This is a genomic window from Pigmentiphaga litoralis (assembly GCF_048632615.1).
GTDB classification, from domain to species: domain Bacteria; phylum Pseudomonadota; class Gammaproteobacteria; order Burkholderiales; family Burkholderiaceae_B; genus Pigmentiphaga; species Pigmentiphaga litoralis_B.
Map to the genome: position 1 here is coordinate 4,572,263 of NZ_CP184479.1, position 24,194 is coordinate 4,596,456.

A 24,194-nucleotide genomic window follows, 5' to 3' on the forward strand; every position below is an offset into this window, starting at 1 on the left:
GCGAGCCCGCTAATCCGGTACACTTGAACGATTTTCCGTCTTCCGCCAACTGGCCGACCCCACCACGTATGTCCACCAATTCTTCGGCATCTTCCGCGCGCGCCACGGCGCCCGGCGCTCCCGTCCAAGGTCAGATCGCAGGCAGCATCGTTGCCATCGTCACGCCCATGTCGCCCGATGGCGCGCTCGACATCGCCGCGTACAAAGCCTTGATCGACTGGCACCTGGCCGAAGGCACCAATGGTTTCGTGGTCGTCGGCACCACTGGCGAATCGCCCACCATTTCGGTTGACGAGCACGCCGAAATGATCCGCCTGTCGGTCGAGCACGTGGCCGGCCGCGCGCCCGTCATTGCCGGCGCCGGCGCCAATTCCACCGCCGAAGCCATCGAATTGACCCGGTACGCCGCCGAAGTGGGCGCCGACGCCAGCCTGTCCGTCGTGCCTTATTACAACCGGCCGACGCAGGAAGGGCTGTACCAGCATTTCAAGACCATCGCCGAAGCGGTGGACCTGCCCATGATCCTGTACAACGTCCCCGGGCGCACCGGCGCGGACCTGGGTCATGACGCCACGCTGCGCCTTGCGCAGGTGCCCGGCATCATCGGCCTGAAGGACGCGACCGGCGACATCGGCCGTGGCGCGCTGCTGCTCAGCCAGCTGCCGGACTCGTTCGCCGTGTACAGCGGCGATGACCCCACCGCCGCCGCCTTGATCCTGATGGGCGCGAAGGGAAATATTTCCGTCACGGCCAACGTTGCGCCGCGGCTGATGCAGGAACTGTGTGCCGCGGCGCTGGCCGGCGATGCCGCCCGGGCGCGCGCGATCAACAAGCGCCTCGCGCTGTTGAACAAGAACCTGTTCCTGGAACCCAATCCCATCCCCGTCAAGTGGGCGCTCGCCCAGATGGGACGTTCCGCACTCGGCTACCGCCTGCCGCTGGTCGAGTTCAGTTCGCAGTACCATGCCGCTGTCCGTGAGGCGCTGTCGGCGGCGGACATCCGTATCTAAGGTGCCCGCCTCCCGCGCCAGCGCCTGTGCGCCCGGGCGCCGACCTCTTTTACCGGATGACCCGCCACGCCTCTGACAGGCCGGCGGTTTCAGGAGTTACGATCCAAATGAATGCTGTTCGACCCCATCTGCCACGCCTGGCAGTGTTGCCCATGCTGCTTACCCTGTGCGTCCTGTTCACCGGATGCAGCACGGTCAACCAGCTGCTGGGCAAAGAAGAATCGATCGACTACAAGAGCGCGTCGCAGCCGAACAAGAACGCCAAGCTCGAAGTGCCGCCCGATCTGACGCAATTGCCGCAAGACACGCGCTACCAGTTGCCGGCCGGCCCGGCCAGCACCACGTTCTCAAGCTATTCCTCGGCCAAGCCCGCCGCGACGGCGCCAGCGGCGACCGCCGTGCTGCCGGCCCGGTCGGACATGCGGGTGGAACGCGCGGGCGCGCAGCGTTGGCTGGTCGTTGAAAACCGTCCGCCTGAACAGCTTTATCCGATCGTTCGCCAGTTTTGGCAGGACAACGGCTTCCTGATCCGCGAAGACTTGCCGCAGGCCGGCGTGATGGAAACGGACTGGGCCGAAAACCGCGCCAAGATTCCGCAGGACTTCATCCGCCGCACGGTGGGCAAGGTGTTCGACGGCCTGTGGTCGACTGGCGAGCGCGACATGTACCGCACCCGCCTGGAACGTTCGGGCAGCGGCACCGAAATCTACATCAGCCATCGCGGCGCGGTGGAAGAGCTGACCGGCAGCGAAAAGACCCAGACCATCTGGACGGCGCGTCCGAATGATCCCGGCCTGGAAGCGGAATTCCTGAGCCGCCTGATGGTCCGGCTGGGCAGCGACACCGATCGCGCCAAGACTGCCGTCGCGCAAGCTGCCCCGGTCAATGATCCGGCTCAGGCCCCCGCCTGTTGACGGTCACGCCTAGCGGCGCGCTGCAGGTCAATGAATCGTTCGACCGGGCCTGGCGCCGTGTGGGCCTTGCGCTCGATCGTGGAGGCTTCACGGTGGAGGACCGCAACCGCGCCGAAGGCACGTATTTCGTCCGCTATGTGGATACCGACGCCGTCAACACGACCGAAAAGCCGGGCTTCTTCAGCCGCCTCTTCAAGCGTGACACGACCGAAACGCGTCCGCAGTTCCGCGTGAAGCTGGCTTCGGCGGGCGAGCAGACCCAGGTCACCGTGTTGAACAGCCAGGGCGCGCCGGAAAACAGCGCCACCGGCCGTCGCATCCTGACCGTGCTGGGTGATCAACTGAAGTGATGCACAGGCAGTCCGCAACGGGCCGCCAGGGGCTGGACGGGGTCTGATGCGATACACCAGTCTGGGCAGCGGCAGCGAGGGCAACGCCCTCGTTGTCGAAGCCACCGAAGGCGCGAGCACGACGCGCATCATGATCGACTGCGGCTTCGGGCTGCGCGAAATCGAACGGCGCCTGCTGGCTCGAGGCCTGGAACCCGGCAGCCTGAGCGGCATTCTGGTCACGCACGAACACGGCGACCACATCGGCGGCGTGTTCAAGCTGGCCCGCAAGCACAACGTTCCCGTCTTCCTGACCACCGGCACGCATGCCGCGGTCGCGCACAAGATCCCCGATGGCATGTGGGTGGTCCGGTGCGACAGCCACATCCCGTTCGGGATCGGCGCCCTGCAGATCCTTCCTTTTCCTGTCCCGCATGATGCCCGCGAACCGGTGCAATTCGTGATGACGGACGGCGCGCGCCGCCTGGGCGTGCTGACGGACCTGGGGGAGGGCACACCGCATGTGCACCGCATGCTGTCCGGCTGCGATGCGCTGGTGCTGGAATGCAATCATTGCCCCGACCTGCTGGCCGAAAGCGCGTACCCGTATTCCCTCAAGATGCGTATTTCCGGCCGGCTCGGGCATCTGTCCAACGCTGCCGCCGCTGCCGTGCTCAAGGCGGTCGATCGCAGCCGGCTCAAACGCGTGCACGCCGCCCACCTGAGCAAGCAGAACAATGCGCCGATCCTGGCGCAGATGGCCCTGGCGCCCATCCTGGGCTGGTTGCCGGAAGAAGTGGGCATTGCCGATCAATCCCAAGGGTTCGACTGGGAAGTGATCGGCGGATAGCACCGTAGGTGCGGACAACAAAAAGCCAGCTCGAAAGCTGGCTTTTATCATGCCGCACTTGCATGCGGCAGGTATCCCAGTGGTCTGACCCAGGCGCGGCGGGGGTTCGCCTGCGATGGGGGGATATCCGATCGGATAAACGCCCGGGTGTTCGACCCGTGCTACTTAGGAAGCGGTAGCAGGAGCAGCCGGATCAGCAGGCGTCATCGGGGCTGCGGGAGCGGCCGGGTCAACTGCTGGCGGGGTGGTGGGTTCCATAGGAGCCGGTGCCGGCGTGGTCACTGCAGGCGGGGTCGTGTCAGCAGGAACAGCGGCTTCTTCTTTCTTGCCGCAAGCCGACAGGGCGATTGCAAGCATCGATGCCAAGAGCAGAGTCTTTTTCATAGTAGATCCTTAGAATTTATAGTAGTGATCGGAGATCAAAAACGAACTAGAAATAGCGCTATTTCCGGTAGATGTCCGGGCCTTCGGCGTAGCCAGCAAATGCTTCTACTCAGATCTACAACCGCGATCTGGACAAGTGTAAATTTTAGCAGCCCGGTCAGGCTTTTGCCACGATGAGGGCAAAAAGTAAGTCTCACGTAAGCAATTTGTGTATCAGTTCGGTCAAGAATGTGCGAAAGCGTTTCGAGTCCGTCGCTTTATCACGTCTTGCTTACGCCGGGCCGACAGTTTCCGGCTTAACGCCGGGCGCGTGTCCTGCCGGGCGAGGCGGCAGCTGGGGCATCCGAAGGGTTCGCATAGTGCAGCCAGCCATCGTCCAGCCAATCCGTCAGCATGCTGCGCTCGCTATCCGTCAGCTTGCGGCACGCGGGATCGGCGCAGTCCAATACGCGGTCGTCCGCCAGCTGGCGCAGGGCGGCGCTGGCCGGATGGTCGATCATTTCTCCGTTGATGAACGCCGTGCGCTCGCGGTAGATCAGCAAGGTCCGCCGGTCCAGCTTCAGCTGGCCGGTGGCAGGCCAGTCTTCGGCCAGGTCAGGCAGGGCGTCCATGTCGACGGTGTCGAACACGACGTCGGGTTTGGGCTCCGTCAGCCAGCAACCCAGGAAGCGGCTGGCCAGGGTACGGTCCAGCGGCACGGCCGCGGCAGCGGTCAGGGCTGCGTCCACCAGGGTCTCGGGCAGGGCGGCGGGCTGGTCGACAGCGGGCTGGCCGGGGTCGCGATAGTACCCTTTGAGCGGCGTTGGCGTCCGGTCCGACAACTGGTCGGCCGCGGCCTCCAGCATGCCCCGCGCAAGTTCGACCAGCGAAGGCGACCGGAACCCGATCGAGATCGTCATGCATTCGCCTTCGGCGATCCCGTCATGTGCATAGGCGGGGGGCAGATACAGCATGTCGCCCGGGTTCAGCACGAACTCTTCGGTCGGCGTGAAGTTCGACAGGATCTTGAGCGGTGCGTCGGGGTCCAGGCTCAGATCTTTCTGCTTGCCGATACGCCAGCGGCGCTGGCCCACCGCCTGCAGCAGGAAGACGTCATAGCTGTCGAAGTGGGGGCCCACCCCGCCGCCGTCGGTGGCGATGCTGATCATCAGATCGTCCAGCCGCGCGTCTGGCACGAACCGGAAGCGGTGCATGAGCGCGGCGGCTGCGTCGTCGTGCAGGTTCACGCCCTGTACCAGCAGCGACCACTCCCGCTCCTTGGCCGGCGGCAGGCGGGCGAAGGGGCCTGATTCCATTTGCCACTGGCCTGCCTCGCGCCATACCAGGCGGGATTCGACCTCGTCCCGGCGTGACAGCCGCTTGACCTCCGCAATGGACAGCGGCGGGCGGAAGTCGGGAAGGGCGCCACGGATCAGCAGGGGCTTTTTCTGCCAGTGACGTTGCATGAATTGGGCCGGGGTCAGGCCGGCAAGCAGGGCGGTGGATTCGTTAGCATTCATGGCCGCGATCATAACAAGGTGGTAACAAGCCCGGACGGGCACCATTCCCGCGCCAGACTGTAAACTGCCGGATTACCAGTACAGATTACGGATGTCCCTAAAATGGCCGATTCCAAACTTGATTCCGCACTGACAGTCGGCGAAAACACGGTCGTCACCGTGGAATTCTGGATCACCGATACCGACGGCGAGGCCCTGGACGACAGCGGCGGCCCGGTCAGCTTCCTGCATCGCGGGCTCGACAGCCTGCTGCCGCGCCTGGATGACGCCATTGAAGGCAAGCAGGTCGGCTTTGAAGATACCTTCCATCTTGAACCCAGTGATGCGTTTGGCGACTACGACGCCGACCTGCTGCGGGTCGAACCGCGCTCGCGGTTTCCTGAACCGCTGGAAGTCGGCATGCAGTTCGAAGGCGTGCCGGGACCGGAAGGCGACGAGGGCGACGGCCCGACCGTGACGGAAGCCGATGACGATGACGAACTGTCCGAAGACTCGCTGATTTTCGTCGTGACGGACCTGTCCGAAGACAAAGTGGTGCTGGATGCGAACCATCCCTACGCCGGCATGGCGCTGCGGGTGCGTATCAAGCTGCTGGGCGTGCGCCCGGCGGATCCCGAAGAAATCGAACAGGGCCATGCCGAAGGCGCTGACGAAGACGACGACGAAGACGTGCTGGATGCGTTGATCGAATCGCGCCGCAACCCGGGCGTACTGCACTGATCCTGGCGCCGGCTCGGCTTCTACCTCTTCAGGGCCGCGGCGGTTCCGCCACCGCATTCCGGTTCTCGACCCGGATCTGGCCCTTGCGGCCCGGTTCCACCTCGACCTTGATCCAGAATGCCGCGCTTCCGGCGCCATAGGCGCGAATGCGCATGACGTTCTCCAGCGGCTTGCCGTTGACCTTGAGCGGATGGTCGGGCTTGGGTGGGGTGCCGACGCCGGGCGCCGCGCCATGCACGATCAGCACGTCGCCCGGAAACTTGGCCGCCAGGCGCGCCAGGGTCGCCTTGAATTCGGCAAAAGGATCGCGCCCGTCGCTGGCCGTCAGATTCTGCTGCCCGTCAAAATGCGGGTCGGCATCGAAGGCAATCACGATTGCCTTGCGTTTGTCGCGGGTGGCCGTCGAAAAGGCCTGCCGCAGCCAGAAGGCGTTGGCCAGAATGCGTTCTTCGTACTCGCCATTGCGGCCCGCGCCGGTGCGATAGTTGTTGTGGGTGCCAGGCATGTTCAGGGTGACGAACAGCACGTCGCCGTATTCCCAGCGCGCGTTTTCGGGGTAGCTGCGATAGCGTGCGGTGTCGCTCAGGCGTTGCACGCCCAGCGTGATCGTCCCCATCGTTTGGGATGACTCGAAATACAGTTCCCGCAGCCGGTTCAGGCGTTCCACCGGGCCGAACTGACCGGCAAGATCGCGATCGCAGGTCGCCCAGTCGTTGCTGCCAGGCGCGAGCACGAAGGGAACCGGGCTGGCGTTGAACAGATCGTGCCGGCGCTGGTAGGTGGCGTCATCGCATCGTTCCGATTCGCGCTTCACATTGCCCACATGCACGATCAGATCGGCTTCCCGGCCAATCTGCGTCAGCACATTGACCACGGTGCCCTCGTCGCGCGACCCCGCGGGGGTATTGCCTATCACCGCGAAATTGAAGCCGCGGCGGGCGGCGTACGAGGATTCGGTCACGGCGCCGGACGGCGCGGCCCAGCCGCCGCAGGCCATTGCGCAGATGGCGGCCAGCAGTCCACGCCGGACGCGCCCCGCCATGACAAGGGGAACGACGGGAGGACAAGGCAGGCGGCGGCAAGCGCGAAGCGGACGGATCATGACGCCGATTGTAGAAGGCTCTTCAGCCGGTACAGGGCGTCCAGGGCTTCGCGTGGGCTCAAAACATCAGGATCGATGGCCGTCAATGCGTCCTTGACGGCGTCGGCCGCCACAGCATCGGCCGCCGCCTCGTCATTGGCCGCTGTCTCGGGCGGCGGACTGAACAGGGGCAGTTGCGGCACCTGGGCGCCCTGCGTTTCGAGCTTTTCCAGTTCGCGGCGCGCCATGCGCACCACGGCCGACGGAATGCCGGCGCGCTGCGCCACCTGGATCCCGTAGCTGCGGCTGGCCGGACCATCGCGGACCTCGTGCAGGAACACAATGCCCTTGTGTGACTCCGCCGCGGCCAGGTGTACGTTGGCCGCTTCGGGCTGCACGGACGGCAGGCGGGTCAACTCGAAGTAGTGGGTCGCGAACAGGGTCAGCGCACGGTTGTGGGTGACCAGCTGATGCGCGATCGCCCAGGCCAGTGACAGGCCGTCATAGGTCGATGTGCCGCGGCCGATCTCGTCCATCAGCACCAGGCTGTCGGCCGTGCTGGCGGACAGGATGGCAGCGGCTTCGATCATCTCCATCATGAAGGTGGACCGGCCACCGGCCAGGTCGTCGGCCGCCCCGATCCGCGTGAAGATCCGGTCGATGCGGCCAATGCTGGCGGACCGCGCCGGCACGAAGCTGCCGATGCGGGCCAGCAGCACGATCAGCGCCGTCTGCCGCATGTAGGTCGATTTGCCGCCCATGTTCGGGCCGGTGATCAGCAGCATGCGGCGCGTGCGGCCCAGCCGGCAGTCGTTCGGCGTGAAGCGTTCGATCACGCGTTCCACGACAGGATGGCGGCCCTGTTCGATCACGACGTCGGCCGTGTCCAGCAACTGCGGCGGCACCCAGTCGTGGTCGCGTGCGTGGACCGCAAGCGAGGCCAGCACATCGATTTCCGCCAGTGCCGCGGCCACCTGCGTCAACGACCGTACGTGGGGCGCCATCTGGTCCAGCAGCTGTTCGAACAGCCATTTTTCGCGGGCCAGCGCCCGGTCCTGGGCGGACAGGATCTTGTCTTCCCAGGTCTTCAGTTCCGGGGTGATATAGCGTTCGGCGTTCTTGAGGGTCTGCCGGCGGCGATAGTCGTCAGGCACCTTGTCGGTCTGCCCGCGGGTGACTTCAATGAAGAAGCCGTGCACGCGGTTGAATTCCACTCGCAGATTGGCAATGCCGGTGCGCTCGCGTTCGCGCGCCTCGAGCTGCACCAGGAAGTCACCGGTATGCGATTCGAGGGTCCGCAACTCGTCCAGATCGGTGTCGAAGCCCGTGGCAATGACGCCGCCGTCGCGCACATTGACGCTGGGCTCGGGCGCGATCGCACGCGACAGCAGGGCGCCGATCTCGGGGTCGATCACGATCTGCGCGGCCAGTTCGGCCAGCTTCGACACGCCGTCGGTCAATTGTCCCCCGCCGACACGAATTCGGTCAGCGTTGTGTGCAGGGCCGGGGTCAGCGCGACGGCGTCGCGCAGGCTGGCCAGTTCGCGCGGGCGCACCGACCGCAGCGCGACGCGCGCGGCAATGCGTTCCACGTCGGGCAGCGGCGCCAGGGCGGTCTGCAGGGTGCGCGGATCGCCGCCGGCCAGCAGCATCGCAATCGCTTCCTGCCGCGCGGCCACGGTGGCGTTGTCACGCAGCGGATGATGCAGCCAGCGGCGCAGCAGCCGGCTGCCCATCGGCGTCTTGTTGTGGTCCAGCGCCGAAAACAGCGTGGGCGATTCTTCGCCCCGCAAGGTTTCGGTCAGCTCCAGATTGCGGCGCGTGACCGGGTCGAGCAGGACATACTGGCTGGCGCGGTCGGCGCTGAGCTGCTGCACGTGGGCCAGCGCCTGCGACTGCGTGTGCGACACATAACGAAGCAGGGCGCCCGCGGCGCACACGGCTTCGGGCATGTCGTCCACGTCGAAGCCGGCCAGCGAATCGACCCTGAAATGGTTGAGGAGCTGCTGGCGCGCGCCGCTGCTTTCGAAGTGCCAGTCCGGCACCGGGCTGATCGACGCGACATAGTCCACCGCCAGCGGCTGGCCTTCGATCAGCACGACTTCGGCCGGCGCAATGCGATGCAGTTCGCTCGCCAGCTGACCCAGCACGCACTCGGTCAGCCGGAACTCGCCGCTGGCCAGATTCAGCCATGCCACGCCGCAGCGGCCGGTGGCGCCCTTGCCTTTGCTGGTCCCGACACACACGGCTGCAATGGCGCGGTCGGCCTTGGCCGGCAGCAGCGCGTCGTCGGTCAGCGTGCCGGGGGTCACGATGCGCACGATGCGGCGTTCGACCGGACCTTTCGAGGTGGCCGGATCGCCGATCTGCTCGCAAATCGCCACCGACTCGCCCAGCTTCACCAGCCGCGCCAGGTATTGCTCGACCGAGTGGTGCGGCATGCCGCACATCTTGATCGGCACGCCATTCGATGCGCCGCGCGTCGTCAGCGTCAGATTCAGCATGCGCGATGCCTTGACGGCATCGTCATAGAACAGTTCGTAGAAGTCACCCATGCGGTAGAGCAGCAGCATCGACCCGGCCTCGGCTTTAAGCCGAAGATATTGGGCCATCATGGGCGTGTGCCCAGCAGTGTCGGGAAGTGTCATTCAGGAGATAGCGGTCGCGGGTCGGGCCAAAGGGGTATTTGACCATGAGAGTGCGAACGACGACCTAAACGAGCCGGAAGGGGCGCATGACCTGGAACACTTGGGCAGCGATGGACGTGCAGGAAGCGTATTCGGCGATCAAGGCGAAGCGGGACGCCACGCCTTGATCAGGTAACACCGACGCCTCAGGGACGTGGCGTCTTCAGTGTGCCGTCATTCTTGCCGTCACCGTCCACCCGCTCGACTTCCACTTCCGTTCCGCGCAAGGTGTCGTGAATGGTCTCGGTGCGTTGCGACGATTCCTTGCCCACCACGACTTCTTCGACCACCCGCGCGGTTTTCTGGATTACCGGCGTTTCGTCGGTTTCCTTGACCTCGACATAGGCGGATGTCCGATCCGCCTCGGTGGCTGGCCGATCGACCGGACGACGTTCGATGGACGCGTGTTCCTCGCGCAGGGTGACGTTCTCGGTCACTGGCGTCTCGGTCTGCCGGCTGTACACGCGGTAGGCGCCGGTCTGGACCTTGCGTTTGCCGACGGCAAGCTCTTCTTCGACGACCGGAATCGCCTGTTCACCGGTCACGGCGCCAGACCCGAGACCGGCGGTGGTGGAGCCAAGACCGGGGGTTGCTTCACGCGCGTGCAAGTCCTGCGAGGTATCGGCCGAACTGAGCGTCTGACCCGCAGCCATCGTGCGTCCAGGCGCCATGTCCTGGCTCGCCCCCGGGACACTTCCGCCGGCCTGGCCGCCTGTATACCCGGCGGCCGATGACGTGCTGCCGCCAACACTGTAGGGCGTGTAGCCGGTGCTCTGCCATTGCGCCGCACGCTCATCAATATCCACCGCGCCCGCGTCATCGAGCACCCGCCTGACCCGGTCGAAGTCATCGGCGTCTTGCACCTCCACCGATACTAGTGCGCCTCCGCGGCGGATGGCCTCGTGATAGTGGCTGAATTCAGCAGGCCGGTCGCTGTCGCCCACCAGGTTGGAGAAGAAGTGTTCGATGCGTTCGAAGAATCCGTGTTGCGCGTGCTCGTGGTCACCCGACACGTGCGTCGTGCCTTCGTCAGGCGGCGTCGTGCCGGTTTCCTGCGAATGGATCTGGATGGCCGAGCGGGATACGCCAGCGTCGACGAGATCGCGCACGGCGTCGTCGGCGTCGGTGGTGTTGTCGAATGTGCCAATAATGGTCTGGTTCATGGGGTTACCTTTTTATGTGGGGTGGCCGCGGCGCTGCCGCTGCCTGTGCGATGGCGCGGTGGCGCAGTCAGGGTGGAGTGGCGGGCGGATCGTCGGGGATCCATTCGCCGGCCAGTCCCTGCCGGCGTTCCACGATCAGGGTGTCCTTGCGGACCGGTACGGTGTGGATGACCTCCTGTTCGACAGTGCGGCGCGTGATGTGGATCTCCTCCTTCAACATCAGGCGCAGTTCGGTAACGGGGACGTATTCGAAGACCGGCACGATCCAGGTGTCGCCGACCTGGCGGGGACCGTATTCGCTGTCCACCGGGCGGTTTTCCGGTACATGGCGGATATCGACCTGTTCGCTGCGCAGGGTGACGGGCACATCCACGATGTCATCGTGGATGACCTTGCGCACGCGGACAGCGCCGGTCTCGTGCCGCTCCACGCCGACCGTGATCTGTTCTTCGACCACGGCCAGCCGCACCGGCGCATCGTCGGCCACGATGTGGGTCGGTGCAGCAGGCGCCGTCGGCTGGCGGTCAGGCATGCGGAACTCCGGGTAGTTGGCGTGACACGCGGCTTACCGCAACGGTCGTGCCCGAATGCTGAACCGCTGCACCCCAGCTGCACCCTTATGGCAGCCCAGCCTTGGGACGGCCTGCCGCTGGCACCGGGATCGTCATGGCGTATCCTGCGCCATCAGTTCCTGCCCGACCGCCTGGATCACGGCGGACTTTGACGCGTCGCGCCAGCGAACCAGTGCGATCTGCCGCGCTTCGGTGGTGGCCACGATCGGCAGCACGCGCAGCCGGGGATCCTGGTGCCAGGCGCTGGCGCGCGGCAGGGGCAGGATCGAGACGCCCAGCGACGATCGGACCAGGTCGGCGATCGCCTCCAGCGAATTCAATTCCAGGAATTCACTTGGCCGGACGCGGAGGCGGCGCAGCGTGCGTTCGACCAACTGTCCGGTCTGTTCCTGCCGGTCGAACCGGATGAAGGGATAGTGCTCCAACAACACCTTGATATCGGTTTCGCGTGAGTCGGGCGGGGCGACCAGCGCCATCGGTTCGGCGTACAAGGATTGCCACACCAGCGTCGGCCGGCTTTCGCCGGGGTCGCGCACCAGGACGGCGCAGTCGAGCTTGCCGGCATCGACCTGCGCGACCAGTTCCACTGACTTTGCGGCCGATACATGCAGGTCCAGACCTGGATGCCGCTGCTTCAAGGACAAGGTGGCGCGCAGCAGCCGCGGAAGCGCCGACACGATGGCGCCTAGATGGACGGTGCCGCTCATGGGTTCCGGCGCGTCCGGATGTTCCAGCATCTGGCCGTACACGCTCATCATCTGGCGCGCCAAGGGAAGCAGCGCCCGGCCGTGATCGTTGAGAACGACAACTTTCCCGTGGCGGGTGAAAAGCTTGCGCTTCAGGTCGTCTTCCAGCGTGCGCATCTGCAGTCCGACGGCGGCCTGGGTCAGGGCGACCCGATGGGCGGCGCCAGTGAAGGAGCCTTCGGCGGCAACGGCCAGGAAGGTTCTGAAAAGACGGATGCTGGACATGAGGACTTCCTTGCTGAAGATGCACCAAAACGGAAAGTTCTCGAAAGTTTTCCTTTCGTGACTCTAAAGCAATATTCGCTTTTCTTTGGTGAAGACGGCTCGCACAATCCTCTTCATGACGTCGGAAGGCCCTGGGACTGCGGTCCCGCCGTCCGCCAGCCCCTCCGCCATCGAGCGACAAATCGCCAAGGAACATCATCATGTCGACCCTGTCACCCCTGTCCGTTACCCGCCGTTCGCTGCTGGGCCTGGCGGTCCTTGCCTCCACTCAGTGGGGCGCCCAGGCCGTTGCGGCCGATACCTACCCGTCGCAGCCCCTGAAGATGGTGGTCGGCTTCGCGGCAGGCGGCGGCAATGACGTGATCGCCCGCATCATCGCGAAAGAAATGCAGCAGAGCATGGGGCAGACCATCGTGGTGGAAAACCGCGCGGGTGCGGGTGGCCTGATCGCCGCCGACGTGGTGGCCAAGGCCCAGCCCAACGGCTACACGCTGCTGCTGGGTTCGACCGGCAGCAACACCGTGGCGCCCCTGCTGGCCAGCAAGCTGAGTTTCGATCCCCGCAAGGACCTGGCGCCGGTGTCGCTGGTGGCCGAGTCGGGCAACGTGCTGCTGGTCAACGCCGCCGTGCCGGCGAACAGCGTGAAGGAACTGGTCGCGCTGGCGCGCAAGGATCCGGGTACGCTGAACTACGCGTCATCGGGCAATGGTTCGACGCTGCACCTGGCCGGCGCGCTGTTCGCCAAGCAGGCCAACGTCAACATCGTGCACGTGCCCTATCGCGGCAATTCGCAGGCCCTGACCGACGTCAGCGGCGGTCAGGTGCAGATGACATTTTCGGGCATTCCACCGGCGTTGCAGTCGGCCAAAACCGGCCAGACCAAGATCCTGGCCGTGACCACCAAGGAACGTGTCAAGTCGCTGCCGAACATTCCGACCATCGCCGAAGCCGGCGTGCCAGGCTACGAATTTTCGACCTGGTACGCCGTCTTCACGACCGGTGGCACCGACCCCGCGATCGTCGAGCGCCTGGCCACCGAAGTGAAGAAGGCGGTGGCCAAGCCCGAAGTGCAGGCCATGCTGGCCGCGCAGGGCGTCGAACCGTCGACCAACACGCCCGCACAGATGCGCCAGAAGATCGATGCTGAATTGACCCAATGGGGTCGTGACCTGAAGGCGTTCGGCATTACCGCGCAATAACTCGGAGACATGCCCTCGGGCATCTATACAGGACACAGCGGCTTACCATGCAATTCAATTTTTCCAATCCCTATCCTTCGGCGCGCATTCCAGTGTTCGCCCGTAACGTGGTTTCGACGTCGCACCCGATGGCGTCGCAAGCCGGCCTGCGGATGCTGGCGGCCGGCGGCAACGCGGTCGACGCCGCCATCGCCACCGCGGCATGCATGACCTTGCTCGAGCCGGTCAGCAACGGCCTGGGGTCGGATGCGTTCTGCATCCTGTGGGACGGAAGGGAGCTGCATGGCCTGAACGCATCGGGCCGTTCGCCCCAGGCGTGGACGCCGGACTATTTTTCGAACAAGTATGGCCATGGCCAGGTCACGCCCCCCAGGCGCGGCATTGATTCGGTGACGGTGCCAGGCGCCGTCAGCGCATGGACGGCGCTGAGCGAACGGTTCGGCAAGCTGCCGTTCGCGGACCTGATGGCGCCTGCGATCGAGATCGCGGAACGGGGCTACCTGGTGCCGCCGGTGGTGCGCCAGAAATGGGCGGCCGGCGCTGCCGAGCTTAAAGGCCAGCCAGGTTTTGCCCAGGCTTTCATGCCCTGGGGCCGCGCGCCCGATATTGGCGAACTGTTCCAGTTCAAGGCAGCGGCGCGCGCGTTGCGCTCGATCGCGGCAAGCAAGGGCAAGTCCTTCTATGAAGGCGACATTGCCGATGCGCTGGTGGCGTTTTCCAAAGAGCTGGGCGGATCGTTGACGAAGCAGGACCTGGCCAACCATCGTGCCGACTGGGTCACGCCGATTTCGCGGGATTACCGTGGCTATACGCTGCACGAAATCCCGCCGAGCGGGCAGGGCATTGCCGCGCTGATCGCACTGGGCATTCTTGACCAGTTCGACGTGGCCGAACACGGCGTGGACTCGGCCGAGACGCAGCACCTGATGATCGAGGCCATGAAGCTGGCCTTTGCCGACGTCTATGAATTCGTTGCCGATCCCGAACACATGCGGGTCACCGCCGCGCACCTGCTGGACGACGCCTATCTGGCCTCGCGAGCCAAGCTGATCGACCGCAACAAGGCGCAGGACTTCGGCTTCGGCAACCCCGTCAAGGGCGGCACCATCTACCTGACCGCGGCCGATGAAAACGGCATGATGGTCAGTTTCATCCAGAGCAATTTCCAGGGCTTCGGATCGGGCGTGGTGGAACCGGAATTCGGCATCAGCCTGCAGAACCGCGGCTTCGGTTTCACGCTGGATCCGGTCAGCGCCAATGTCGTGGCGCCGGGCAAGCGCCCCTTCCACACCATCATTCCGGCCTTCCTGACGCAAGACGGGCAGCCGGTCATGAGCTTTGGTGTCATGGGGGGAATATGCAACCGCAGGGGCACATGCAGACCCTGGTCCGCATGCTCGACTACCAGCAGAATCCGCAGGCCGCGTGCGATGCACCGCGCTGGCGCTACAACGCCGGCTTGGAGATCAATCTGGAAAGCGCGATGCCGGCCGACGTGGTGGCCGGACTGGCGGCGCGTGGCCATCGCCCGGCCATCATCAACGACTCGTACCAGGACTTCGGGGCAGGGCAGTTCATCTGGAAGATGGGCGATCCGGCCACGCAGGGCTACGTGGCCGCCAGCGATCCGCGCCGCGATGGCGCGGCTGCTGGCTTCTGAATCCGGCGTCCGGCCTTCAGAAGGTCCGGACCAGACTGATCAGGACCATCCCCTTGCCAAGATAGCGGCCGCGCGTGTTCGTGTACACGCCGCGGTCCGCGTTGGTGTCGAGCCATGCTGCCGACAGTTCCGGCCGGCTGCCGGGGTAGGCGTAGCGCAGCACCCCCATATCCCAGGCGACCGGTCCGGTCGTGCCCTTGTAGCCGCCATACACATCCATTTCCAGTGACGACGACACCTGGGCGTTTGAGTCCGACAGCCAGCTGATGTTGCTATTCCAGTTGCCCACATAGAAGCCGCTCGCATGGGCCAGGTCGAAGCCGCCTTGCAGCGCCGGGCGGCCGTTGGTCTGGCCGATACCACGATAGCGATATTCATTGGCAATTGCCACATTCGCCGTCACGGTCACGTCGTTGGCAAATGTGGCAAACAAGGGCGAAATACCCGGGGAAGAGGTCTGCGCAGCGGCGGTGGCGCCCAGGCTGCCCAGCAGACATGCAAGCAGTGCGGGTCGGATCATCATCGAATTCATCCTTGTGGTCAGGGTGCCGGGAACGCATGCCCGGCGTGCCGACACAGTAGGGACTCGCCTGCAAAAAAGCTGTCAAGACCGGGCGTCTTTACGCTTTCTTGATACCGCGCACCCGCCTTTCTATACCGAATTGACAGGCATCTGCCTACGCTGGAAGCCTCGTCAAGACATCGGTATGAGGCATGTATGGATCTGATTTTTCTGGCCCTGACGGCAGGGTTGTTCGGCCTCACCGTGGGCCTGGTCGCGCTGTGCGACCGGCTGGGCGCCTCGGTGGGAGCCCGCCCGTGAACGCGATCATGATCGTAAGCGGCGTGCTGGCCGCCGGGCTGTTCGTCTATCTGCTGGTGGCCCTGTTCCGCGCGGAGGACTTCTGATGACTTCCGCAACCAACCCGTTGACCGATGCAACGACCGATGCACTGATCACCGGCCAGTCCTGGATGCTGCTGGTCGTGTTCCTGGTCGTTCTATTTGCGGCGGCATGGCCCTTGGGAATGTGGCTCACACGTGTCGCCGACGGCCGCTTTCCCGCAGCGCTGTCACGCGGTGCGCGATTCGAACGCGGCATGTTCCGGCTGGCAGGCGTGGACCCCGCGCAGGGCATGGGATGGAAGCCGTATGCCTTGTCACTGCTGATCTTCAATCTGATCGGTGTGCTGGCGGTGTACGGCTTGCAGCGGTTTCAGCTGTCCCTGCCACTGAATCCGCAGGGCCTGTCGGCCGTCAGTGCCGATTCGGCCTTCAACACCGCGATCAGCTTTGCCAGCAACACGAACTGGCAAGGGTACTCAGGCGAAACCACGATGAGCTACCTGACGCAGATGCTGGGGCTGACCGTGCAGAACTTCCTCTCGGCCGCGACCGGCATTGCTGTCGTGTTCGCACTGATTCGCGGCTTGGCCGCGCGATCCAGTGCGTCGCTGGGCAATGCGTGGGTGGACCTGACCCGCGTCACCTTGTATGTGCTGCTGCCGTTGTCGGTGCTCTTTGCGCTCTTCCTGATCAGCCAGGGCGTGGTGCAGACCCTGGATACCTACCTGTCGGTCACGACGCTGCAGGGTGGGGCGGATGCCACGCAGTCCATCGCCATGGGCCCCGTGGCGTCGCAAGAAGCCATCAAGATGCTGGGCACCAACGGCGGCGGGTTCTTCAATGCCAATTCGGCGCACCCGTTCGAAAATCCCACGGCGCTGACGAACCTGCTGCAGATGCTGTCCATCTTCCTGATCCCGACGGCCTTGTGCTTCATGTTCGGCAAGCTGGTGGGGGACCTGCGCCAGGCCTGGGCCGTGCTGGCCGCCATGACGCTGATCTTCGTGGTCGTGGCCGCCGGCACCATCGCCGCGGAACAGCAGGGCAACCCGTTGATCGCGGCCTTGGGCGTGGACCAGTCCTACGGCATGAGCCAGGCCGGCGGCAACATGGAAGGCAAGGAAACGCGCTTTGGTATCGGTGCATCGGCGCTGTTTGCAACCGTGACCACGGCCGCATCGTGCGGCGCGGTGAACGCGATGCACGACTCCTTCACGCCGCTGGGCGGCATGGGTCCCATGGTGCTGATGCAATTGGGTGAAGTGGTGTTTGGCGGCGTTGGCACGGGCCTGTACGGCATGTTGGTGGTGGCGCTGGTGGCCGTGTTCCTGGCAGGCCTGATGATAGGCCGCACCCCCGAATACCTGGGCAAGAAGATCGAACCGTTCGACATGAAGATGGCTGCGATCGCGCTCCTTGCCGCACCGATTCTGACCCTGGTCGGCACCGCGCTGGCCGGCGTGCATCCGGATGGCCTGGCGGGTCTGGCCAATCCCGGCCCGCATGGCTTTTCCGAGATGCTGTACGCACTGACTTCGGGCGCGAACAACAACGGCAGCGCCTTTGCCGGACTGTCGGCCAACACGCCGTTCTACAACACGTTGCAGGGCGTGGCCATGTGGGTGGGGCGCTTTGCCGTGATCGTGGCCGTGCTTGCGCTGGCGGGCTCGCTGGCGGCCAAGAAACGCGTTCCCGTCACCGCAGGCACGTTGCCGACGCATGGGCCCCTGTTCGTGACCTTGCTGGTGGGCACCGTGGTGCTGATCGGTCTGCTCAATTTCGTTCCGGCGCTCGCCCTCGGGCCGATCGTCGAACACCTCGTGCTGCATCCCGGCCACTGAGGAACCCGAGACTTCCATGACACGACATTCTTTTTCCCTGTGGGATCCGGCGCTGGCCGCTGGCGCGGCCAAGGCCGCATTCATCAAGCTCGACCCCCGCGTGCAATGGCGCAACCCGGTCATGTTCGTGGTGTATGTCGGCAGCATGCTGACGACCGCCTTGTGGCTGCAGGCGCTATGGGGTGAAGGCGAGGCCCCGGCCGGTTTCATTCTCGCCATTACCGCCTGGCTGTGGTTCACGGTCCTGTTCGCCAACTTTGCCGAGGCCATGGCCGAGGGCCGCAGCAAGGCGCAGGCAGCTTCGTTGCGCGGGCTCAAGCAAAGCACCACCGCCAAGAAACTGGCGCGGCCAGACCGGGCCGGGGGCTGGCGCGACGTGCCGTCCACCGACCTGCGCAAAGGCGATCTGGTGCTGGTCCAGGCCGGCGACCTGGTGCCGGTTGACGGAGAAGTGCTCGACGGCGTGGCGTCGGTCGATGAAAGCGCGATCACCGGCGAATCGGCGCCAGTGATCCGCGAATCGGGCGGCGATTTTTCGGCGGTCACAGGCGGCACCCGCGTGCTGTCCGACTGGCTGATCGTGCGGGTCGCGGTCAATCCGGGTGAAGCCTTCCTGGACCGCATGATCGCGATGGTGGAGAACGCAAAGCGCCAGAAGACACCGAACGAGGTCGCGCTGACCATCCTGCTGGTGGCGCTGACGCTGGTATTCCTTGTCGTCACCGTGACCTTGCTGCCGTTCTCGTATTACGCGGTGACGTCATCCGGCGCGGGCTCGGTCGTCACGATCACCGCGTTGGTGTCGCTGCTCGTATGTCTGATACCGACCACCATCGGCGGGCTGCTGTCCGCCATTGGCGTGGCCGGCATGAGCCGCATGATGCAGGCCAACGTCATCGCGACCTCGGGCCGCGCGGTGGAAGCCGCGGGGGACGTCGACGTGCTGATGCTCGACAAGACCGGCACCATCACCCTTGGCAATCGGCAGGCGTCCGCCTTCGTGCCCGCCTCGGGGGTGTCGGAACAGGCGCTTGCGGACCTGGCGCAGCTGGCGTCGCTGGCCGACGAAACACCCGAAGGCCGCAGCATTGCCGTGCTGGCCAAGCAGCGCTTCAATGTCCGGGAACGCGACATGGCCAGCCTGTCAGCGACCTTCGTCCCCTTCACGGCGCAGACCCGCATGAGCGGGATCGACCTGCCGGGCGAGGGCGGTCCGCGCCAGATCCGCAAGGGCTCGTCGCAGGCCGTGCGGCAGCATATCGAAGCCCTGGGCGGCGCCTTCCCGGCCGACGTGCAGGCCGCGGTGGACGCCGCCGCTCGCAACGGCAGCACGCCGCTGGTGGTGGCCGACGGCCGCGAGGTCAAGGGCATGGTCGAGCTCAAGGACATCGTGAAGGGGGCATCAAGGAGCGCTTCGCCGAGCTGCGCCGCATGGGCATCAAGACCATCATGATCACCGGCGACAACCGGTTGACTGCCGCGGCCATCGCCGCCGAGGCCGGGGTCGATGACTTCCTGGCCGAAGCCACGCCCGAAGCCAAACTGAAACTGATCCGCGATTACCAGTCCGAAGGCCGCCTGGTGGCGATGACAGGCGATGGCACCAACGATGCGCCGGCACTTGCCCAGGCCGACGTGGCCGTCGCCATGAACACGGGCACGCAGGCCGCGAAAGAGGCGGGCAATATGGTCGACCTGGATTCGAATCCGACCAAGCTGCTGGAAATCGTTGAAACCGGCAAGCAGTTGCTGATGACCCGGGGCGCACTGACGACCTTCTCGACCGCCAATGACGTCGCCAAGTTCTTTGCCATCATCCCGGCCGCTTTCGTGGCGACCTATCCGCAATTGAGCGCGCTCAATGTCATGGGGCTGGCGAGTCCATCATCCGCCATCCTGTCCGCCGTCATCTTCAATGCCGTCATCATCGTCGCGCTGATTCCGCTTGCCCTGCGTGGCGTCGCGTATCGCGCCGTGGGCGCCAACGCGCTGCTGCGCCGCAATCTGCTGGTGTACGGCCTGGGTGGCCTGATCGCTCCGTTCGTCGGCATCAAGCTGATCGACATGGCGCTCGCCGCTCTTGATCTTGTCTAAGGAATCCTCATGCGCCAACTGTTCCGTCCTGCCCTGACGCTGTTCGTCTTGCTGTCGGTGGTGACCGGCCTGGTCTATCCGTGGCTTCTTGCGCGCGCCGGGGGCGCGCTGTTTCCGGACCAGGCGCAGGGCAGCCTGGTCCGGCACCACGGCACGGTGGTCGGCTCGTTGCTGATCGGCCAGGCCTTCAGCGACCCGGGCCTGTTCTGGGGCCGTCCGTCGGCCACCGCGCCCGCGCCCTACAACGCGGCGGCTTCGTCGGGGTCCAACCTGGGTCCGACCAACCCGGCACTGATCCAGGCCATCCAGGGCCGGATCGATACCCTGAAAGCCGCCGATCCGTCCAACACCCTGCCGGTGCCGGTCGATCTGGTCACCGCGTCGGCCAGCGGTCTGGATCCGCACATCAGTCTGGCCGGCGCGTATTACCAGGTCGGCCGGGTGGCGGCGGCGCGCGGACTGACGGCCGACACGGTGCGTGCGCTGGTGGAAACGCACAAGGAAGCGCGACAATGGGGCTTCCTGGGTGAGCCGCGCGTCAACGTGCTGGCCTTGAACCTGGCCTTGCTGGACTCCCTGCCCAAGGCCTCGGCCCCGAATGTTCCGACACCCCTGGCTTCGACCGACAAGGCGAAATGACGACGACGCGTCCCGATCCCGACCAGTTGCTTGACCGCTTGCGCAGCGACGAGATTGCGCGCCGGAAGGGGGCGTTTGCGGATCTACATCGGCGCGTCGGCCGGCGCCGGCAAGACCTACGCCATGTTAACCGCGGCGCATGAGGCCTTGGCCAAGGGCGTGGACGTCGTGGTCGGCGTGGTCGAGACCCACGGCCGCGCCGATACCGCGGCGCGGGCCGAGGGCCTGGCGCAGTTGCCGCTGCGCGCGGTACCGCATCGCGGCCGCGATCTGGCCGAGTTCGATCTGGACGCGGCGCTGGCCCGCCGGCCGGGGCTGCTGCTGGTGGACGAACTGGCGCACTCGAACGCGCCAGGGTCCCGGCACCCCAAGCGGTGGCAGGACGTCGAAGACCTGCTGGCCGCGGGTATCGACGTGCTGAGCACGCTCAATATTCAACACCTGGAAAGTCTTAACGACGTCGTTGCGGGCATTGTCGGCATCCGGGTGCAGGAGACCTTGCCCGATTCGGTGTTCGACGATGCCGACGAAGTCGTGATGGTGGACGTGCCAGCCGATGAATTGCTGTCGCGGCTCAGGGCGGGCAAGGTGTACGTGGCTCCGCAGGCGGAACGGGCGGCGCAGCACTTCTTCCGCAAGGGGAACCTGATCGCGCTGCGCGAACTGGCGCTGCGCCGCATGGCCGACCGCATGCAGGGCGACGTGCAGGACTACCGTGATGCCCAATCGATCCGCGATGTGTGGCGTACGCAGGAAGCCTTGCTGGCCTGCGTCGGACCCGGGCCGGAAGGCGAGCAGGTGGTGCGCAGCACCGCACGGCTGGCGGGCCGGCTCAACATTGCCTGGCATGCCGTCTATGTGGAAACCCCCGCCCTGCAACGTACCCCGCGCAACGAACGCATGCGGGTGCTGGCCACCTTGCACCTGGCCGAGACCCTGTCGGCCACCACCGCCGTGCTGACCGGCGCCAACGTGGCGCAAGCGCTGGTCGACCATGCCCGCGAACACAATCTGTCGACCCTGGTCATGGGGCCGGCGCGTTCACACGCGGTGGGGGCCTGGCTGCGCCCCTGGCCGTGGCGGTCGATAGGTGGCGAGATTGCACGATGCGGCGCCGATCTGGACGTGGTGCGGATCGGCGCGCCACGCAGCGATACGCCGTTGCCGTCGGGTCTGGCCACCCGCGGCGCCCGTGCCATGGCGGCCGGCGCTCCCCGTCCGGCAGCGGGCCGAAGCCGTTGGACCGCCTACCTGTGGCCCGTGCTGGGCGCGGTGATCGCGACCGTCTGCCTGCAACCGTTGGCAGACCTGCTCGAACCCACCAATATCGCCATGCTGTTCCTGCTGGGCGTGGTGGGGATCGCGGTGCGCCAGGGGCGGGGACCGGCGGCGTTGGCGGCGTTGCTGAACGTCGCGGCCTTCGACCTGTTCTTCATTCCGCCTATCCTGTCGTTCACGGTGAATGACGCCCAGTATGTGCTGACCTTTGGCGTGATGCTCGCCGTTGGCCTGATCGTCGGGCAACTGACGGCCGGCCTGCGCTTCCAGGCGCGCATTTCCGCCCACCGCGAAACGCGCGCCCGCAAGCTGTTTGAATTCGCGCGGGATCTGTCGGGCGCCTTGCAGCGCGAACAGGTGGTCGAGTCGACCGGCAGCACGCTGTCGTCCGCCTTTGGCAGCCAGGTGGTACTGCTGCTGCCCGGTGATGACGATGCCCTGGTGATGCCCGACCCGGCCCCCGACGGCCTGGACCTGGGCATTGCGCAGTGGGCGTGCGACCAGGACAGGCAGGCCGGTCTGAGCACCGACACCTTGCCCGCAAGTCTTTTTCGCTATGTGCCGCTGCGCGCGCCCATGCGCATTCGCGGTGTGCTTGCCATCCGCCCGCAAGACCCGCGCTGGCTGTTGATCCCCGAGCAGCAACGCCAGCTCGACACCTTTGCAAGCCTGATCGCCATCGCCCTGGAGCGGGTGCACTACGCCGACGTGGCGCGTCAGACCCTGGTCGGCATGGAAGCCGAACGCCTGCGTAATTCCTTGCTGTCGGCCATGTCGCATGACATTCGCACGCCGCTGACGGTGCTGGCCGGGCTGGCCGAATCGCTGGCCACCGTGCCGCCAGCGTTATCGTCCGATCAATTGGAACGTGTGCATGCCATCCGCGACGAAGTCATGCACATGAGCACGCTGGTCGCCAACCTGCTGGACATGGCGCGGATACAAAGTGGCGCGATCAGCTTGCGGCGCGAATGGCAGTCGCTGGAAGAGATCGTCGGGACGGCGATCCAGTCCGTGCGCCGTCAGTTGGGTCTGCGCACGGTCACGGTCGCATTGCCACCCGATCTGCCGCTGGTTGAATTCGATGCCGTCCTGATTGAACGGGTGCTGGCCAACCTGCTGGAGAACGCCGCAAAGTACACGCCGCCCACCGCGCGCATCACTGTGTCGGCCGCTTGCGTGGGCAAGGACCTGCACGTGACCGTGGCCGATGACGGTCCCGGTCTGCCGCCAGGCCGGTCGGACCGGCTGTTCGACAAGTTCACGCGCGGGGATGCCGAATCGGCCACGCCCGGCGTGGGACTGGGCCTGGCCATCTGCCGCGCGATCATCGATGCCCATGGCGGCCATATTTCGGCCGGCGCGGCGCCGCAGGGCGGCGCAGCCCTGACGTTTACTTTGCCCTTGGGCACGCCACCGGTCATCGATGCCGATGCCGAACTGCCCGCTTTACCGGAAACCGCCTGATGTCCGACCCCTTGCCTACCGCGATAGTGATCGAAGACGAACCGCAGATCCGCCGCTTCGTGCGCGCCGCGCTGGAAGGCGAAGGCTGGAGCGTGGTCGAAGCCGATACCGTCAGGCGCGGCCTGATCGACATCGGCACGCGCCGGCCCGACCTGGTGATCGTGGACCTGGGGCTGCCCGACGGCGACGGCGCCGAACTGATCCGCGATGTGCGCAACTGGTCGTCGGTGCCGGTGATTGTGCTGTCGGCCCGGGCCGACGAAACCGACAAGGTCAAGGCGCTCGACGCCGGCGCCGACGACTACCTGGTCAAACCGTTTGGCGTGGCCGAGCTGATGGCGCGGGTGCGGGCCAACCTGCGGCGATCGCGCAACGACCGGACCGGGTCGCCCGTGTTCACGTTCGGCAATGTGCAAGTCGACCAAGGCGCGCGCATCGTGCGCAAGGCCGGCGCCGAAGTGCACCTGACGCCGATCGAATACCGGCTGCTGGGCGTGCTGATCGCCAACGTCGGCAGGGTGATGACGCATCAACAACTGCTGCGCGCCGTGTGGGGACCCGGCCGGTCCGACAGCAGCCACTATCTGCGGGTGTACATGGGCCACCTCCGCCAGAAACTGGAAGACGATGCCGCGCAGCCGCGTCACATCCTGACCGAAACGGCGGTCGGCTACCGCCTGGTGGAAGACGCGGCCGGTCACTGACAGTTGCATGACGGGCGGGCCGGCCCGGCGGACACGTGGCACTCTGTGGGATTCCCCATACCGGTAACTTGGCCGGAGGCCTGCATGAAACCTGTTCTGATGTCCCTTTTCATTCTGACCCTGTGCGCCGCTTGCCAGTCGTACCCGCGCACGCCCAACGAGACGACCAGCCGCAGTGGCGTGGAAGTGTATGGCCTGGTCGACGTCGGTGTGTCGTCGACACGATAGGTCTGGCGTATAGGAACGGTTTTTGCTGATGCGCTGGTGAAATCTCTCCTTTCACTCAC

The 24,194-nt window shown here is 65.5% G+C and carries 18 protein-coding genes and 3 pseudogenes; 13 read left to right on the forward strand and 8 right to left on the reverse strand.

The genetic code is table 11. The annotated features are described in order from the left end of the window. Positions 1-68: 68 nt before the first annotated feature. From dapA to ACNANG_RS21140, 3 genes and pseudogenes are all read left to right on the forward strand, one after another. A complete protein-coding gene (dapA, locus tag ACNANG_RS21130) occupies positions 69-1,010 on the forward strand; it encodes a 4-hydroxy-tetrahydrodipicolinate synthase (RefSeq protein WP_420224653.1) in 942 nt (313 codons plus the stop codon). A gap of 152 nt (positions 1,011-1,162) precedes the next feature. Beyond that, positions 1,163-2,274, forward strand: a pseudogene (gene bamC, locus ACNANG_RS21135) (outer membrane protein assembly factor BamC). 46 nt (positions 2,275-2,320) lie between these two features. After that, complete coding sequence (locus ACNANG_RS21140; protein ID WP_420224654.1) at positions 2,321-3,103, forward strand: MBL fold metallo-hydrolase; 783 nt, start codon at positions 2,321-2,323, stop codon at positions 3,101-3,103. A gap of 680 nt (positions 3,104-3,783) precedes the next feature. Here the strand turns inward: ACNANG_RS21140 and ACNANG_RS21145 are convergent. Continuing rightward, positions 3,784-4,986 (reverse strand): JmjC domain-containing protein, encoded by a 1,203-nt coding sequence (locus ACNANG_RS21145; protein WP_420224655.1) that lies wholly within the window; start codon positions 4,984-4,986, stop codon positions 3,784-3,786. 129 nt (positions 4,987-5,115) lie between these two features. Between ACNANG_RS21145 and ACNANG_RS21150 the strand changes: the two genes are divergently transcribed. Then, positions 5,116-5,706, forward strand: a complete 591-nt coding sequence (locus tag ACNANG_RS21150; RefSeq protein WP_420227619.1) for an FKBP-type peptidyl-prolyl cis-trans isomerase — start codon at positions 5,116-5,118, stop codon at positions 5,704-5,706. A 28-nt stretch (positions 5,707-5,734) separates the two neighbouring features. Here the strand turns inward: ACNANG_RS21150 and ACNANG_RS21155 are convergent, their stop codons facing one another. The 6 genes from ACNANG_RS21155 to ACNANG_RS21180 form a co-directional block, all read right to left on the reverse strand. Then, positions 5,735-6,748, reverse strand: a complete 1,014-nt coding sequence (locus tag ACNANG_RS21155; protein WP_420224656.1) for a hypothetical protein — start codon at positions 6,746-6,748, stop codon at positions 5,735-5,737. Between the two features lie 56 nt (positions 6,749-6,804). Beyond that, positions 6,805-8,247 carry a DNA mismatch repair protein MutS gene (mutS, locus tag ACNANG_RS21160; RefSeq protein ID WP_420224657.1) on the reverse strand — a complete coding sequence of 481 codons (1,443 nt, stop codon included), beginning with the start codon at positions 8,245-8,247 and terminating at the stop codon, positions 6,805-6,807. Continuing rightward, positions 8,244-9,359: a hypothetical protein gene (locus tag ACNANG_RS21165; RefSeq protein ID WP_420224658.1), complete on the reverse strand. Its 1,116-nt coding sequence runs from the start codon at positions 9,357-9,359 to the stop codon at positions 8,244-8,246. Before ACNANG_RS21165 ends, mutS begins: the two co-directional genes overlap by 4 nt. 260 nt (positions 9,360-9,619) lie before the next feature. Further along, positions 9,620-10,636, reverse strand: a complete 1,017-nt coding sequence (locus tag ACNANG_RS21170) for a YsnF/AvaK domain-containing protein (protein ID WP_420224659.1) — start codon at positions 10,634-10,636, stop codon at positions 9,620-9,622. Between the two features lie 67 nt (positions 10,637-10,703). Beyond that, positions 10,704-11,168 (reverse strand): YsnF/AvaK domain-containing protein, encoded by a 465-nt coding sequence (locus tag ACNANG_RS21175; protein WP_420224660.1) that lies wholly within the window; start codon positions 11,166-11,168, stop codon positions 10,704-10,706. Positions 11,169-11,300: 132 nt separating this feature from the next. Further along, complete coding sequence (locus ACNANG_RS21180) at positions 11,301-12,179, reverse strand: LysR family transcriptional regulator (protein ID WP_420224661.1); 879 nt, start codon at positions 12,177-12,179, stop codon at positions 11,301-11,303. Between the two features lie 200 nt (positions 12,180-12,379). On the opposite strand from ACNANG_RS21180, the gene ACNANG_RS21185 reads away from it, so the two are divergent. Both ACNANG_RS21185 and ACNANG_RS21190 read left to right on the forward strand, forming a co-directional pair. Then, positions 12,380-13,378, forward strand: a complete 999-nt coding sequence (locus ACNANG_RS21185; protein WP_420224662.1) for a Bug family tripartite tricarboxylate transporter substrate binding protein — start codon at positions 12,380-12,382, stop codon at positions 13,376-13,378. A gap of 47 nt (positions 13,379-13,425) precedes the next feature. Continuing rightward, positions 13,426-15,038: pseudogene (locus tag ACNANG_RS21190) on the forward strand (gamma-glutamyltransferase family protein). 16 nt (positions 15,039-15,054) lie between these two features. Here the strand turns inward: ACNANG_RS21190 and ACNANG_RS21195 are convergent. Then, complete coding sequence (locus ACNANG_RS21195; protein WP_420224663.1) at positions 15,055-15,570, reverse strand: TorF family putative porin; 516 nt, start codon at positions 15,568-15,570, stop codon at positions 15,055-15,057. Positions 15,571-15,857: 287 nt separating this feature from the next. Here ACNANG_RS21195 and kdpF point away from each other — a divergent pair, with 287 nt between their 5' ends. From kdpF to ACNANG_RS21230, 7 genes and pseudogenes are all read left to right on the forward strand, one after another. Continuing rightward, complete coding sequence (kdpF, locus tag ACNANG_RS21200) at positions 15,858-15,947, forward strand: K(+)-transporting ATPase subunit F (protein ID WP_420224664.1); 90 nt, start codon at positions 15,858-15,860, stop codon at positions 15,945-15,947. Next, positions 15,947-17,725 (forward strand): potassium-transporting ATPase subunit KdpA, encoded by a 1,779-nt coding sequence (gene kdpA, locus ACNANG_RS21205; protein ID WP_420224665.1) that lies wholly within the window; start codon positions 15,947-15,949, stop codon positions 17,723-17,725. The genes kdpF and kdpA overlap by 1 nt, the downstream gene beginning before the upstream one ends. A 16-nt stretch (positions 17,726-17,741) precedes the next feature. Beyond that, positions 17,742-19,819: pseudogene (gene kdpB, locus ACNANG_RS21210) on the forward strand (potassium-transporting ATPase subunit KdpB). A gap of 9 nt (positions 19,820-19,828) precedes the next feature. After that, the gene (gene kdpC, locus ACNANG_RS21215) at positions 19,829-20,458 is read left to right on the forward strand and encodes a potassium-transporting ATPase subunit KdpC (protein WP_420224666.1); all 630 of its coding nucleotides are present in this window, start codon (positions 19,829-19,831) and stop codon (positions 20,456-20,458) included. 75 nt (positions 20,459-20,533) lie between these two features. Beyond that, on the forward strand, positions 20,534-23,203 hold the full coding sequence (locus ACNANG_RS21220; RefSeq protein ID WP_420224667.1) for a DUF4118 domain-containing protein: 2,670 nt from the start codon (positions 20,534-20,536) through the stop codon (positions 23,201-23,203). Beyond that, positions 23,203-23,907, forward strand: coding sequence for a two-component system response regulator KdpE (kdpE, locus tag ACNANG_RS21225; protein WP_420224668.1), 705 nt, complete (start codon positions 23,203-23,205; stop codon positions 23,905-23,907). The genes ACNANG_RS21220 and kdpE overlap by 1 nt, the downstream gene beginning before the upstream one ends. 84 nt (positions 23,908-23,991) lie before the next feature. Continuing rightward, positions 23,992-24,135, forward strand: coding sequence for a hypothetical protein (locus ACNANG_RS21230; protein ID WP_420224669.1), 144 nt, complete (start codon positions 23,992-23,994; stop codon positions 24,133-24,135). The last annotated feature ends 59 nt before the right edge of the window (positions 24,136-24,194 follow it).

What these genes read in the sequence shown, in the direction of transcription:
- ACNANG_RS21195 (WP_420224663.1), bottom strand. Translation starts at nt 15,570, where the DNA reads ATGAATTCGATGATGATCCGACCCGCACTGCTTGCATGTCTGCTGGGC.
- ACNANG_RS21230 (WP_420224669.1), top strand. Translation starts at nt 23,992, where the DNA reads ATGAAACCTGTTCTGATGTCCCTTTTCATTCTGACCCTGTGCGCCGCT.
- dapA (WP_420224653.1), top strand. Translation starts at nt 69, where the DNA reads ATGTCCACCAATTCTTCGGCATCTTCCGCGCGCGCCACGGCGCCCGGC.
- ACNANG_RS21165 (WP_420224658.1), bottom strand. Translation starts at nt 9,359, where the DNA reads ATGCTGCTGCTCTACCGCATGGGTGACTTCTACGAACTGTTCTATGAC.
- ACNANG_RS21170 (WP_420224659.1), bottom strand. Translation starts at nt 10,636, where the DNA reads ATGAACCAGACCATTATTGGCACATTCGACAACACCACCGACGCCGAC.
- kdpC (WP_420224666.1), top strand. Translation starts at nt 19,829, where the DNA reads ATGCGCCAACTGTTCCGTCCTGCCCTGACGCTGTTCGTCTTGCTGTCG.
- ACNANG_RS21140 (WP_420224654.1), top strand. Translation starts at nt 2,321, where the DNA reads ATGCGATACACCAGTCTGGGCAGCGGCAGCGAGGGCAACGCCCTCGTT.
- ACNANG_RS21145 (WP_420224655.1), bottom strand. Translation starts at nt 4,986, where the DNA reads ATGAATGCTAACGAATCCACCGCCCTGCTTGCCGGCCTGACCCCGGCC.
- kdpA (WP_420224665.1), top strand. Translation starts at nt 15,947, where the DNA reads ATGACTTCCGCAACCAACCCGTTGACCGATGCAACGACCGATGCACTG.
- ACNANG_RS21185 (WP_420224662.1), top strand. Translation starts at nt 12,380, where the DNA reads ATGTCGACCCTGTCACCCCTGTCCGTTACCCGCCGTTCGCTGCTGGGC.
- ACNANG_RS21155 (WP_420224656.1), bottom strand. Translation starts at nt 6,748, where the DNA reads ATGGCGGGGCGCGTCCGGCGTGGACTGCTGGCCGCCATCTGCGCAATG.
- kdpE (WP_420224668.1), top strand. Translation starts at nt 23,203, where the DNA reads ATGTCCGACCCCTTGCCTACCGCGATAGTGATCGAAGACGAACCGCAG.
- ACNANG_RS21175 (WP_420224660.1), bottom strand. Translation starts at nt 11,168, where the DNA reads ATGCCTGACCGCCAGCCGACGGCGCCTGCTGCACCGACCCACATCGTG.
- ACNANG_RS21180 (WP_420224661.1), bottom strand. Translation starts at nt 12,179, where the DNA reads ATGTCCAGCATCCGTCTTTTCAGAACCTTCCTGGCCGTTGCCGCCGAA.